Below are 14860 nucleotides of genomic sequence, written 5' to 3' on the forward strand. Positions count from 1 at the left end.
TTTTTAAATGCCTCTAAATTTGTTTAAGCAACTCATCTACTGCCTTTTTTAATTGGGTGTCTTGCTTGTTAGCTTTATCATCTGGATTATTTAGCACCAAAACATCTGGAACTGCTGGTACAAAGTCCATATTATCGCCAGTTGATTTTACATACCACCCTCTATATGGCATTCTTACGCTAGAGCCATCAATTAAACGCGCAGACCCTGTTGAAATAACCGCTCCAAATGTAGGTTCTCCAACCAAAGTTCCTATTCCTAATGCTTTGTATGCGTGCGAAAATATTTCGGCATTAGAATAACTTGTGTGATTACACAAGGCTATGGATGGCTTAGTCCACGACGCTAAAGGCAAACGCTCGCTAAAAGGATAATGATTTTTAAAGTTTTTATTTTCGTTTTCTAGATTTTTAGCCGCACCTCGAGGCACTGTATAAGCATGCTGTTTTACGTTTAAAACCGCCATTAAGTAATCGGTTGTCCATCCACCACCGTTAAAACGTACATCAATTACCAATCCTTTTTTACCTAAACCAGCAGCGGTAAGTTCACGTTCAAAACGCTCGAAACTTGTCCAATTCATACCCTGAATATGAATATACCCTAATTGACCGTTTGAATATTGTTCAGTAAGTCGTTTTCTTTCATTTACCCAAGCTTTATAATTTTCAAGTCTGTTGCTGCTTTTAGGTCTAATAACGACCTCAACGGTATTATTTCCTCTTGTAACATCTAAATAAATTTTCTCATTTGAAGTCCCTTCTAATAAACTATAAACATTTAAATCCTTTGTTAATTTAGTACCATTTACAGCTGTAATTACATCTCCTACATTTATTTTACTCGCACTTCTATCGCTTGGCATACCGTCAATAACCGCTTCAACTTTTAAACTGCCATTACTATTAGGTGAGAATTCTAAACCTAATAAGCCTGTACTTTGTCTTTGTAAATCTTCACGAAATTCTCCTGCTCGAAAGCCCATATGACTTGCATTGACTTGACCCAACATCCAATTAAACATATTCTGAAAATCTATTCGAGTGGAAGCTCCCATGGCTAAAGGCTTGTAGGTTTTCTTTAAAGCATTCCAATCTCTACCATGAAAGTTAGGATCGTAAAAGCCATCATTAAGTGCTTTCCAAGCTTCCTCAAATATTTGGTTTGATTCTTCGTTATAGTCAACATTTAACTTAGCAGAAATAGAAAGACTTTCACTTTTATCCGAAGACATATTAATTTTTGAAAGACTACCAGATCCGCTAGTCATATACAAATTTGAATATTTTTTATCAACGACAATACTAGATGGTCTTTTATTACCCTTGGTTATGTCTTTTTTATCTTTTCCTTGCCAAGAAATTTTAAACAAATCAGATTCAACATCTGGATTTCCTCTAGTACCATTACCTGTAGTGTAATAAATAGTTTTTCCGTCTTTAGAAAAGGCTCTACCAAACTCACCGCCTGTAAACGATGTGACTTGTATTTGTCTCTCGTGAATATCTTGAAAATCGATTATAATATCCTTGACCGCATCTTTACCCTTCTTGTCTCCTTCATTTTTTTCATCTTCATTTTTCTTGTCCTTACTATTTTTTCCTTTTTTCTTATCATCACTATCATCTTCTTTCCAATCTTCAGTGGTTTTTTCCCAATCTGCTTTATTCAACCATGTAAACCAAACGTCATAATCGCCATTGTTTCTATTTGATGAAAACATTAATTTTTTTCCATCGATACTCCAAACAGGGCCGTAATCTTGTTTTGGATGCATTGAAATATTAACAGGTTTTCTGGAATTATCTGCTTTATGAATATAAATTTCGCTGTTAAAATCTAAATCACTTAAACTATACGCTAACCATTTAGAATCTGGCGACCACGATACATTATCGGCAGAATCCCAACCATCAAGCAAGGTGTTTTCGTTTGATAATTTTCCGTTGCTATCAATATTAGCAACAATAAGTTTGCCTCTACCTCTATTAAACACGATTTGTTTTCCGTTAGGAGAGATCACCAAATTACTTTCGCCTTCATTTGTTTTCGTTATTCTTTCAACGTTATGCTTTAAGGTTTTAAATAAATTTGATTCATTTTTATCATCAGAAGTTACCACGTATAAATCGTTTTGTCCATCTCTATCCGATATAAAAATCAACGTACTATCATTAACCCAAGTTGCCATTCTATCTCTATACGATGAATTTGAAACGTTTACCGTTCTGCTTTTATCTTTATCATTTTCTCTTAAAAATATTTCACCTCTAATGTTTAATGCACTGTATTTTCCGTTTGGCGAGACTGCAATTTCACCAATTCTGTTTGAGTATGTTTTACGCTCTACAGGATTAAACCTGTAATCTGAAGCAATATTAATATTTATTTCTTTTTGAGATTTAGTTGCCGTATCCATTACAAACACTTTATCGGCTTTAACCATAATTATTGCATTTCCATTTCTACTAACGTTAAAAGAAAATACACCCATATCTTTAAAGGTACTCACCTGCTCTATTTGCACCTCTTTTGTACCAGCATCAGAAATTTTAAGTTTATGTACATTATATTTTCCGCTTCTAGCCGATTGAAAATAAATGGTATTATTATCGCCCCATTGTGGATAAAAATCGTTACCCTCAAAAGTGGTTAACTGTGTGTATTTATCATTTTTAATGTCATATAACCATATATCTCTGTTAGCTGAACCACGATAAGCTTCACGTTGAATTCTACAATTTCCTTTAACAAAAACTATAAATTTTCCGTTAGGTGATATTTTAGAATCGAAACCTAAAGCACTCATAAATCGATGTGGGGTGCCTCCTTTACTGTCGATAATATGTGTTTCGTATTCGCGTTCAACTTGAGCAAAATCTCTTCGCGTAGAGAATAAAATATCGCCGCTTTTTGTATAATCTGTTAGATTATCGGTTGCTGAATGGTAAGTAATACGCTTAGATAATCCACCATTTGAGGGGATAATAAAAATATCATTATTCCCAAATCGATTACTTTCAAATGCAATTGATTGTCCGTCTGCACTCCATAACGGATTGGTGTCGTACCCTTCGTGAACGGTTAATCGTTTTGCATTTTGACCGTTTATGTTTGCTGTCCATATATCGCCTTGAAAATTAAACGCCATTTGAGTTCCATCAGCATTTAATGATGGTGAATTTACTAACGGATTTTGTGAATACATTGTGTTGACAATTAGGAAACTGCATGCCAAAAGCAATAAAGGATATGGTTTCATTTTAGTAGTTAATTAGTTATAATGAAGAAAAGTATAAAAAATTAAAGACATATTTCTTAATTAGCATGTCTTTAACATATTATTAAAATAACTATTTAATGTGAGTTAGAAATAAGAATTGTCACCTTGAGCGCAGTCGAAAGGTTTTCAAAAACCAGAACTTCTTTGAGGTTTCGACTGCGCTCAACCTGACACATAAAATTATTTTTCTGAATCGCAGGAGTTTGAAAGGCAGATTATATCGAACCCACCTTATTTGTTTTTTTCTGTTGAGTTTAGTGCATAAATAGCGAAACTACCCAACCAATGCCCACCTTCGTAGCTATCTCCAACAATACTTGGTAACGAATAATTTATATGGTGGTTTGCAGTATTTTTTAAATGTGCATATTCAGGTAAACCATCAGCAATTTTATTTAAACTCCATGCTCTTGAAAAATTAACACCATCTAAATGTACTAATTTTCCATCAGTTCTATCGGACACAACCCCTGTTTCCAACTTAAAATTTTGGTCTTTAAGTTGTGGTAAAAAAGTATTTAACCACGTTTTAAAATCGGCTATTGGTAATACGCGTTTCATTAAAGCGGCTTCTTCTAAACAAGGCGATAAAAAATCGAAACCACTAGGTTCCCAAGTTATTGGGCAACCAGTATCTTTTAAATAAAAATCTTTAGCACGTTGCTCAATTAATGCTTTTAATTGTTGATTATTTACGGTATTAGCATAATCGTAAGCAAAAGATAATCCGAAAGCGGTATTTGGATGTTCGCCAACTCGAATTGGGTAATTTAGTTTTGGTAAAAACTCTATATATTTACCTACAATTAAATCAGTTAGCGGTTGTAGATTGCTTTCTAAAGTTCGTGCGGTATCATCGTCCCAAGTATACAATTCTTCGGCGAGCTTAAGTAACCACGCCCAACCGTAAGTACGCTCATAAGATTTGTTATATTTTCCATAAAAATATTGTACTTCGGCTTCAATGTTTTCTTTTGATATGTTTTTAAGCAAACGTTGTTTAATGCTCTCTGCATTATCCATATTAGGGAATTGCTTTAACAAACTCACTAAACTCCAATGCCCGTGAACTGATGAATGCCAATCGAAACAGCCATAAAATGCAGGATGCAATGCACTTGGTGTTTTTAAATCATCATCACTACCAATAGTTTGCGATAACTTATTTGGATATTCGGTATTTATACAATGCAATGGCAATTGTGCTAAAGTATTTGCGCCTTTTAAATTGAGTTTTGGAATACCCAATATTGGATTTGATTGTGAGGTTGAAACTGTTTTAATTTCAGTTTCAATAGGTTGATTTTTTTCTTTTGTGGTGTTGCAGTTGAAGATGACAACTGAAAGAAATATTATTATTAGTTTTTTCATTTTCTAAAATTAGAATTATATCTATAAATGTAAAAGAATTTTATAAAAACTAGATACATACGAAAAATATAATCATATAAATTTTGTAATTTTCCTTGTTCAAATTTAGGTTATGAATAATTTATTTAAAAACAAATCTATGTTATATGCTTCATTGGCAACATTTTGCAGTGTACTAGTTGTAATATTCACTTATTTAAGTACTAGAGAAACAAAAAAGGAATCTGACCAGGCTGAAAAAAATCTAAAAGAATCGGTTGGAGAAGTATCAAAATCACTTCAGAAAAGTTTGGGAAAAACTTCTGAAATCATCAATGACATAAACAAATTAAGTCATAATCTTTCGGATGTAAAAGATAGCCTTACGAACTCTCTCACCCAAGCTAAAGAATTTCAAAAATTGGTTGATATGCAAACTAGAATTGAAAGCAAAAGGTTTGAACTTGAATCTGCTGATATAATTGTTGTTTCAAATAGTGTAGAGTTTTTACCTAAAGTATCAGACTCTACCAATTATATCTTTAGAGTTGGATATAAAAATTATGGAAAAAGAAATGGGACTATAAAACTATTTCAAGCAATATTATTATTAACTGATAAAAGCTCTAATATTCTAGATGAAGTTTATTCAACTAATGATAAAAGAAAAGTAATAATTAATGGAAATGGTGGTTTTGGAGGAAATGATTTTACTCAAGGCATAAAAAAAGATGACTTATTAAAATCTGAAAATAGATATGTTTTTTTACTTCGATATATATATGAAGACGAATCACTAAAAAAGAATATTGAAATATATAATCGTTTTGGGTGGTATGGATATTCAGTGAATGGTTTTAAATTTAACAACTTGAGAGAAGATGATACAGAAAAATATGACAACTACTTCAATAATAAATTTGGAATTAAAAAAAAGTGATATCATTTTCCAATTTATAAAAAATCACCCTAACCAACCCTCACAATCCAAACTCCTATATTGAATCGCTTGACTAATATGTGAGCTATTTTCGGTTCAATATCTTCTAAATAATTTTATTCATCTGTAGTATTTTCATTTTCTGTAGTGGGCAGTTTTGCATATTCTATGTATGAATTTAGACTAGATCTTATCTCTTCAATAGAATAATGTGGTTCAGCTTTTTCATTACAAATTTGTTTAATAAATACATTAAATGCTTTTTCTATAAAATCATTTTTTATTCCTGTATATAAACTTGAAGCAAGTTCTTCTAAGAGGTATTTTTCCTTTTTTTCTATAACCTCATCTAAAACTAATTTAACATCAAAAGTTCCTTTTTTGTCTATGTTAAATGGCACAGCAATTTTAGTAAATTCATTTTCACCTTCTAGTACATTTTTAGCTATTGGTAGTAGTGTATTGTAAAGTAACTCTATGTGTTTAATTACTTCTGGGGCAACTTCATCATTATTAAAAACAATTTTATTGCCTTCTAATTCATTTATTTCTTTAACATTACAAAATAAATCATTTAGTTTTTTTTGAAAATCTGATTCTAAATTTTCATTAATATAAGCCTCTAATCGTTTAGTATTTACTTTTAAATTTTCGTTCTCTAGATATATTAAAATAAGACTAATTATACTTTTTCTATTTTGATTAGTTAGTTTTAGTAATTGCTCGCTATTGATTGTAGATATATTTAAAAAAGTTTTTAAATACTTTAAAAAATAGACAATACTTTGATAAACATCTTTATGTATATTCCAATAATTAACGCTTAGAGAAAAATAGGCCGACGCTAAATCTATAGCCTTACCCTTTATTAATTCATCATTGTTATTATTTTCTGCTATAGTTTTGGCAAAAACATCTTCTCTTGTTACTATTTCTTTATTAAGGTGTTTTTCATATTCATCATAGTCTTTTAAATTAAAATAAACTGAATTAAGTTTTTTGAACCAGTATGCTTTCCTGTCAAGATTCTTGGTCTTTTTTAATGACACTAGAATCTCTTCAATAAACACTTTAGACTCATCGTATCTTTTAAGATAAAAATTATTTAATGCATATAATTCTAGGATTTCGTAATCGTTATTAATTATTTTAGACTCTTCTAATATTTTTAATGACTCTATATACAATCTATTATCAAAATGATGTTTAGCCTTAATTTTTATATTTGTTAGTTTATCACCAATTTTATCTAAAAGTGTTTTATCGTATATTGATAATTTGTCTCTAAATATATTTTCATTACTTGGGATTATTGAAAGCTGCCTAAAACGATAAAGTTCTCGAATGATTTTATTTAAAGATAATTCTAATTTAGATTTAGGATTAAATCTTTGAAATATTTCCTCTTCATGTTTAGCCATTATATAAACAACATTTATAAAGTCTTCAGAGAATGATTTAATATTAACTATAATATAGTTTTTGTCTATATCGCTTAAAAAATAACATCTTTTTAAACAGTCAATAAAATCACTTATGTCTATACTTGGAACAGTAAAGTTTTTAATCATAATATCCCTAATTTTCTCATCATCATCAAAAGGGATAAACCAACTTTTTGGTTCTTTAAAGATTTCAGAATCCATTTTAAATTGCAACGGATTTAATTCATATAATTCGACATATGTATTATAATCTAAACAATTAAAATATTCTCCAAAAGTAGCAGTAAATGAATCTTTTTCGGAGTATTTGCTATAAAACTGAGTAAGTTTATCGTAATCGACAACTTTAGACATGATATGATCTTCATGGAACTCAAGCTTGTTATCGATTATTTTTTTGATGTCTTTTAAATCCTTCTTGTCAAATTCTAATGTATTACCAAAAACCCCTTGAAGTGTAATTATAAACTCTCTTTTGTTATTTTGAAAAACATCTTTTGGACTAAACGAACGGTATCTCAAAATTCTTTCAATATAAATAATGCCTTTTTGTATTTTACTAACCTTTTTTAATTCAACTAAACGCTTAGATATTTCTGGAAAAAGACTTAAACGATTATCATACTTTAAAAGACAAAGAATTAATCCTACTAATGCTTTTTGCCATACATCTTCCTCAAAATCTGTTAAAAAATCAATAAGCAAATTTATTTTTGAAGAATCAAAATTATTAAGAACGCCTATTGAAATTCCGCTAACTAAAAGTGAACGATCTTTATAATTATATTTTTTATTGTTTCGTATAGACTGAATTGTATCAAAATCAGTTTTTTCAATTTCTTTAAAGGATATTATCCGATCAAAAATTACTCCAGATAATTTGTCTTTATATTTAGTTTCAAGTTGGTTATCAAAATCTTTGAAAATTGTAGCATATAATTTTGCTTTCGTATCATAAATATCTGCTAATTCTTCTTCACTTAATTTTTTTTCGTTTATGTTTTTTTCAAAAAAACTTAATACCTCAAGCAAATTTTCATCTGAAAAAGTGTTAATACTTATAACTTGTGGTGGTTCAATTTGATCCAGATTTTCAGTTGCTCCATTATTAGTTACATCTAACAACTCCTTGATTTCTGTTATTTTCTGACTAATCTCGGTGGTAGTTTCACTAGTATCAACAACGGTTGATTCTATATTTTTAGTAATATTTAAAATCTCATCTATTTTAGACAAATAAGATTTATATTCTTTAACAAATGAATCTAAAGGTTTAAGTATATTCTCAATTTGGAACTTTACATCTTTAATATCTAAACTTATTATATCTAAGTATTCTGTTTGAATAAATGTAGAAATGCGAGGGTTTGTCTTTAATTCTTCTCTAAAAAAAGCACAAGTAAGATCGTACCAACTCATTAACTTACCATCATCATTCCAACCATCTTCAATAGATTGCTCAAGTGCTAATTCTACTCTTAAACCATTAATTTTTAACTCTTTAAAAACACTTTTTTTTATAAGCTTAACTATATCTGGGATTCTATTCTCTGAAGTTTTTCCAATAGGAAATAGTAATTTTTGATATTCTTCGTCTACATCCAAATTTGGAAACCTAATATTATTTCTATCTAGTAAATTAATTTCCTTTTTTAAATAATTGGATATATGCCTAATATCAGCTGGATTTTTATCATTTGCAATGCTATCATACCATTGATAGTTTTTTTTGATATGATTAACAACAATTAAAGTTGATTTAAGATAAGATTTTCGAACAGATTTTTGAATATCGTGGTTAAAGGGTTCTCCTATTGTATTTCTAATTTTTTGATATACTTTTTTTGTGCTATTACATAAAAGTGCGTCTGATCGATTCCCTATTATTCCCCCAATCAAAGTACTAACAATAGCTGATGTTTGAAATTGATTTAATATTGCCGCTGTAATTGTAATAGGTTCCATCAAATATATTTTTTATTAATTTATTCCATTTATATATACTTCTTTAGAAGCAATTTTTAATATTTCATCTTCATAATTTTTGGATGTTTCACCCTAACCAACCTTCTCTATCTAAACTTCTATATTGAATCGCCTCACCAATATGCGAGACATTTACAGTTTCAGTACCTTCTAAATCAGCAATCGTTCTAGAAACTTTAAGTATTCTATCGTAAGCTCGTGCCGATAAATTCAATCTTTCCATTGCGGTTTTTAGTAATTGCTTTGATGCGTCGTCTAACACACAATGTTTACGAATTTGCTTGGTATTCATTTGTGCATTATAATGAACACTATCGGATTCCGCAAAACGATTGGTTTGTATTTCTCTAGCTTTGGTAACACGCTTTCTTATATCAACCGAGTTCTCTCCTTTTCTGTCATCACTTAGTTTTTCAAAAGGTACTGGTGTCACTTCAATATGAATATCGATACGATCTAACAATGGACCGGATATTTTACTTAAATAGCGCTGCATTTCGGCAGGACTTGAAGTTACAGGCGAATCTGGATCATTAAAATATCCACTCGGACTAGGATTCATACTCGCTACCAACATAAAGGATGATGGATAAGTTACCGTAAACTTCGCTCTAGATATCGTCACTTCTCTATCTTCTAATGGTTGACGCATAACCTCCAAAACTTCACGTTTAAATTCTGGTAACTCGTCTAAAAACAACACGCCATTATGAGATAATGAAATTTCTCCGGGTTGTGGAAAACTTCCACCACCAACTAAAGCGACATTCGAAATGGTATGATGTGGACTCCTAAACGGACGCTGAGCCATCAATCCAGTATCTTTTACCCGACCAACAACAGAATGTATTTTAGTAGTTTCTAAAGCCTCATGAAGCGTCATTGGTGGTAAAATACTCGGTAAGCGTTTTGCTAACATGGTTTTTCCTGCTCCCGGTGGACCAATTAAAATGATATTATGTCCTCCGGCTGCTGCAATTTCCATACAGCGCTTTATACTTTCTTGACCTTTTACATCGGAAAAATCGAACTCAAGAAAATCTAAGTTTTTTTCAAACTCTTTTCGTGTATCAATTATAGTTTGTTCTAAAGGTTCTCCTTTATCAAAATAATTAATGACTTGTTCAATAGTATTAACACCATAAACTTCTAAACCATCAACAATAGCTGCTTCTTTAGCATTTTGTTTTGGAAGAATAAATCCTTTAAACCCTTCTTCTCTAGCTTTAACAGCAATGGGTAATGCGCCTTTTATAGGTTGTAAACTACCGTCAAGCGAAAGCTCGCCCATTATTAAATATTGTTCTAAATCTTCAGCTTTAATTTGGTCTGTAGATGCTAGAATTCCGATAGCTAAAGTTAAATCATAAGCAGAGCCTTCCTTTCGTAAATCGGCAGGCGACATATTAATAATAATCTTTTTACCTGGGATTCTGTAACCATTATTCTGAAGTGCAGCGGCAATTCGAAAATTACTTTCTTTTATGGCATTATCTGGCAAACCTACAAGATGATAGCCCACTCCTTTATCAACATTTACCTCGACTGTAATCGTGGTGGCTTCCACACCAAAAACGGCACTTCCAAAAACTTTTTTAAGCATAGTATATGTTTACTGCTTAAATGTAAGAAATGTATTTTAATTTTAGGAAAGTAAGTGATAAACAATTAACAGGTTGCTACATCATTAATTCTTATAATTTGAATTCAATTAATTACCAAAAGATTAATATAATGACTATCATAAAATTATTATGTCAGGTTGAGCGCAGCCGAAACCTTTTCAAAAATATACGTTTATTGACCTTTCGACTGCGCTATTAGTTTAGCATTTTAAATTTACAGAAGTTTAATTTTATTAAATTTCTGAAAAACCAGAAGAGAAAGGTGAACTATTTCGACTCTTAAACTTTTAGATTTATCCTGAGCATAAGTCCTTTCCCTTCTTAGGTTTTGGTACCATTTAGAATGTTAAGCTTTAAGGCTTATTAATAGCGTTAGTACACAGACCTATTGGTTCTTCAGGTTTTTAATGATCAATTCAAATTTATGAAAAAATTAATTTCAGGTATCGACATTTCAAAAAACACATTAGATTATTGCATCTTAGATTATCAAAAAGTTCAAGTTGAATCAAGGGGAATTATTGACAATACGCCAAAAGCTATCAATCAATGGCTTAAAAATTTTGATAAAAACAATGATACATTCGCCTTAGAGCATACAGGGCATTATGGTGCTCTTTTAATTGATTGTATTAGTAAAAGCGGTTTTCAGTTTTATGTTATTAACCCTTTAGAACTCAAAAAATCACTTGGGATTCAACGGGGTAAAAGCGATGTTAAAGACGCATATAGAATTGCAGAATATGCTGTAAAAAACAAACACAAACTTAAACCTTACAGTTTGCCTTCAAAAGAATTGAGTGCACTAAAAGCATTAATTACAGCAAGAGAGCGTTACGTGAAAATGTCTGTTCAAGTTCAAAACAGCCAAAAAGCCAATGAAATCCTGAATCAATCAATTGATGTTAAAATGTTAATTGAAGAAGAAAAAAGGCAGATTAAATCCCTAAAAAAAAGCATTGTAAATATTGAAAATCAAATGAAAGCAATTATTCAGTCAGACCAAAATCTAAGTGGCAGTTACAGAAAAATATCAGCAGTTATTGGAATTGGTCCAGTTATAGCCACTAAATGTATTGTAGAAACAGCTAACTTTACAAAATTTGATAACCCTAGAAAGTTTAGCTGTCATTGCGGTCTGGCTCCTTTTCCTTATCAATCTGGAAGTAGTATCAGAGGAAAAACTAAAACACATTTTTTGAGGGATAGATCGTTAAAAGCTATTTTAACAAAAGGTGCAATTTCAGCAGTCCGGTACGACCCACAACTTAAAGCATATTACAATCGAAAAATTAAAGAAGGCAAACACCATATGACAGTAATTAATGCTGTTGCTAACAAATTGGTGCTTAGAATCTTTGCTGTTGCCAAAAGAAATGAACCTTTTGTGAAATTTGCAGCCTAAAAATTTGTTTTTATCTTAGAATGCTCAAGGTGACATATTAGGCTTATTTAATTTTACGAACTCAGATTTATAATAACAAAAAACCCTCAATAAAGAGGGTTTTCAAAAAAAATTGATTTATAAGGATTTAATTACTCCCATTTAAAAACTTAGGTTTAATCACTAACATCGCCCAACCCCAGTTTTGCATATCGGATGCATTATTTTCAGCAACACCTTTTAATTCGTACATGCCATCGCTAGCAAACATTTGAGAATAGCCTAGTTTTAACGAGTAACCTTTAAAGGCTTTAGAGAATACTAAATCTAACTCTGTTCCTAAACCGTTTTCACCACTTGGTAAATCTTGTTCGCCACTAAAGTTTAAAACTTTTACCAATAAACCAGAAGTCTCGCTTAATTTAAAATTTGCAATCACGTGAACATCAAATAATCCAATAGAATTTACATGGTTTCCAACGAAGAAATAATCCATAAAACCATTAAATTTATGGTTTGTACCGTACAACGGGAAGAATGCTTCCGTATCTGCAGTCGAAGTATCATTTCCACTCATAAGCTCTAAACCAGCACCAAGTTTTACTTTATCCGACACTTTGTAAGTTAGGTCTAATCCTAAAAGATAAGCACCATCTACATTGTTGCCCATTTGATAAAACACATTGGCAGCAACACCTAATTTATTTTTCTTATAGTCTAAATGTGTTCCAAGAGTTTGAATGCTATTTACACCATCTGGATTGTTGTTGGTATCAAATTTCTGAAATCCGTTATTCAACAATAACAGGCTTCCTGAAAAACTCTCCCAAGCCTGTTTCAAATATAAATACTGCATGGTTTTATATGAAAAGAACCCAGCAGTATTATAACCTGTTCCCTCTGAAACAAAGCCAGTAGGATGTGAGTAATCTTGATTAAAAGCCAGTCCAAAATCAGCTATAAATTTTCCTTTTTTATATTTGATTAAAGCAGCATCATGGTTACGTCCTTGTTGTGCCCAATCTAATCCGCCCATAATACGTTGGTCATCATAAGAAATAGCTTGACGCCCTAGTTTAGTTGAAAACCCTTCACCTAAATTAATCTCTGCCCAAGCTTGAAACACAGCAAACGAGTTGTTTTGATCGTAAGGTAAAATTTGTCGGTTTTCCCCCCATACTATCACATCTTGAAAACTCAAATAAAATTTATAAGCATCAACTTGATAGCCTGCATTTAATCTAATTCTCGTAGAAATTCCAAAACTGGCATCGGCAGCTTCGGGAATAATGCTTCCAAATCCTTGGCGGTATTCGGTACGGGGTCTAAACTCTCCATCTAATGTAAATTGAGCTTGTGCAAATTGAAATGTCGCCATCAACATGCAAATTAATACGTATTGCTTTTTCATTTTTTAAACCTTTTTATAAATCTGTTTTTACTAATAAATTAAGTCTATAAGCACCTAGTTTACTGAGTACAAATATATAGGCTATAAATTGTGTAGTTTATGACATATCTCATATTGTTCTATGTTATGCTTTTTCCTTTTGTAAAAAATTCAGCATAATAAAAACAATCAATACGAAATATTTAAGTAGAGTTTTAATATTTTAATTCTTAAAAAGAATAATCGTTATATTTGAATAAACATAACGATTATTTTTAATGATTTCCATCGAAGAAGCTATTCAATTAGTAAAAAAAAACGTAAATCCCATTTTTGCAGAAGTTACAAAATCTGTTGAAAAATCAGGTAGTTATTTTTTACATGAAGATATATATTCACCCATAAACATGCCTCCGTTTCGGCAATCAGCTATGGATGGTTACGCCTTATGTTTACATCACGATTTATCATATAATTTAATTGATGAAGTAAAAGCTGGCGATGCGCATCAGCCTATTTTAAAAAAAGGTGAAGCTGTTAGAATTTTTACAGGCGCACCTGTTCCAGATACTGCAGATGCTGTAATAATGCAGGAAAAAGTTAAGATTAATGGTAATAAGATTAGTATTGAGCACCAAATAAACAAAGCACATAATATTCGCCCGTTAGGAGAGCAAGTTAAAATAGGTGATTTAGCTTTGAAAGAAGGCACTAAATTAACACCTGCAGCCATTGGGTATTTAAGTTCGTTGGGGATTACTAAAGTTTCAGTATTTAAAAAGCCTTCAATCGCTATTGTTACCACAGGGAATGAGTTAGTTGAAGCTGGGCAAGATTTAACTCAAGGAAAAATTTACGAAAGTAATTCTAAAATGTTGCTCGCTGCGCTTTACAGTTTAAAATTTTACGATGTTAACATTCATAAAGTTGAAGATGATTACGAAAAAACCGTATCTAAACTTAACACCGTTATTAATGAAAATGACTTAGTACTTATAACTGGTGGTATTTCGGTTGGTGATTACGATTTTGTTGGAAAAGCTTTAAACAAACTTAAAGTTGAAGTACTCTTTTATAAAGTAAAACAGAAACCAGGAAAGCCTTTATTCTTCGGAAAAAAAGACAATACGAGTATTTTTGCCTTACCGGGAAATCCTGCTGCAGCACTTACTTGTTTTTATGTTTATGTGTTTATTGCATTGCAAAATATGACAAATCGTGATATTGTTGAATTACCTCGTGTTAAAGCGAAATCCATTTCTAATTTTGAAAAAAAAGGAGACCGACCACAATTTTTAAAAGCGGTTTACAAAGATGGGGGTGTAGAAATTTTAGAAGGACAAAACTCATCAATGCTACAAACTTTTGCTTTATCTAATGCTTTGGTTTTCGTTCCAGAACACATAACCAATGTTAATATAAACGATACCGTTGAAACCATTTTATTACCTGTGTAA

At 31.1% G+C, this 14860-nt stretch carries 8 protein-coding genes; 3 read left to right on the forward strand and 5 right to left on the reverse strand.

Features of this window, described 5'->3' with window-relative positions:
- Positions 1 to 13: 13 nt before the first annotated feature.
- Positions 14 to 3208 carry a S41 family peptidase gene (locus RG22_RS01055; protein WP_204244168.1) on the reverse strand — a complete coding sequence of 1065 codons (3195 nt, stop codon included), beginning with the start codon at positions 3206 to 3208 and terminating at the stop codon, positions 14 to 16.
- Between the two features lie 306 nt (positions 3209 to 3514).
- Positions 3515 to 4654, reverse strand: coding sequence for a DUF2891 domain-containing protein (locus RG22_RS01060; protein ID WP_034040073.1), 1140 nt, complete (start codon positions 4652 to 4654; stop codon positions 3515 to 3517).
- Between the two features lie 112 nt (positions 4655 to 4766).
- Between RG22_RS01060 and RG22_RS01065 the strand changes: the two genes are divergently transcribed.
- A complete protein-coding gene (locus RG22_RS01065) occupies positions 4767 to 5573 on the forward strand; it encodes a hypothetical protein (RefSeq protein WP_034040074.1) in 807 nt (268 codons plus the stop codon).
- 116 nt (positions 5574 to 5689) lie between these two features.
- Here the strand turns inward: RG22_RS01065 and RG22_RS01070 are convergent, their stop codons facing one another.
- Together RG22_RS01070 and RG22_RS01075 are read right to left on the reverse strand one after the other, a co-directional pair.
- A complete protein-coding gene (locus RG22_RS01070; RefSeq protein ID WP_034040075.1) occupies positions 5690 to 8983 on the reverse strand; it encodes a hypothetical protein in 3294 nt (1097 codons plus the stop codon).
- 88 nt (positions 8984 to 9071) lie between these two features.
- Entirely contained in the window at positions 9072 to 10607 is a 1536-nt protein-coding gene (locus tag RG22_RS01075) for a YifB family Mg chelatase-like AAA ATPase (RefSeq protein ID WP_034040078.1), read from the reverse strand.
- 446 nt (positions 10608 to 11053) lie between these two features.
- Between RG22_RS01075 and RG22_RS01080 the strand changes: the two genes are divergently transcribed.
- On the forward strand, positions 11054 to 12034 hold the full coding sequence (locus RG22_RS01080) for an IS110 family RNA-guided transposase (protein ID WP_052143581.1): 981 nt from the start codon (positions 11054 to 11056) through the stop codon (positions 12032 to 12034).
- Between the two features lie 127 nt (positions 12035 to 12161).
- Here RG22_RS01080 and RG22_RS01085 read toward each other — a convergent pair whose 3' ends face one another.
- A complete protein-coding gene (locus RG22_RS01085; RefSeq protein ID WP_034040081.1) occupies positions 12162 to 13424 on the reverse strand; it encodes an alginate export family protein in 1263 nt (420 codons plus the stop codon).
- Positions 13425 to 13681: 257 nt separating this feature from the next.
- Here RG22_RS01085 and RG22_RS01090 point away from each other — a divergent pair, with 257 nt between their 5' ends.
- Positions 13682 to 14860, forward strand: a complete 1179-nt coding sequence (locus tag RG22_RS01090; protein ID WP_034040083.1) for a molybdopterin molybdotransferase MoeA — start codon at positions 13682 to 13684, stop codon at positions 14858 to 14860.

The sequence above is a fragment of the Wocania ichthyoenteri Th78 genome (genome assembly GCF_000789235.1).
GTDB lineage: Bacteria > Bacteroidota > Bacteroidia > Flavobacteriales > Flavobacteriaceae > Wocania_A > Wocania_A ichthyoenteri.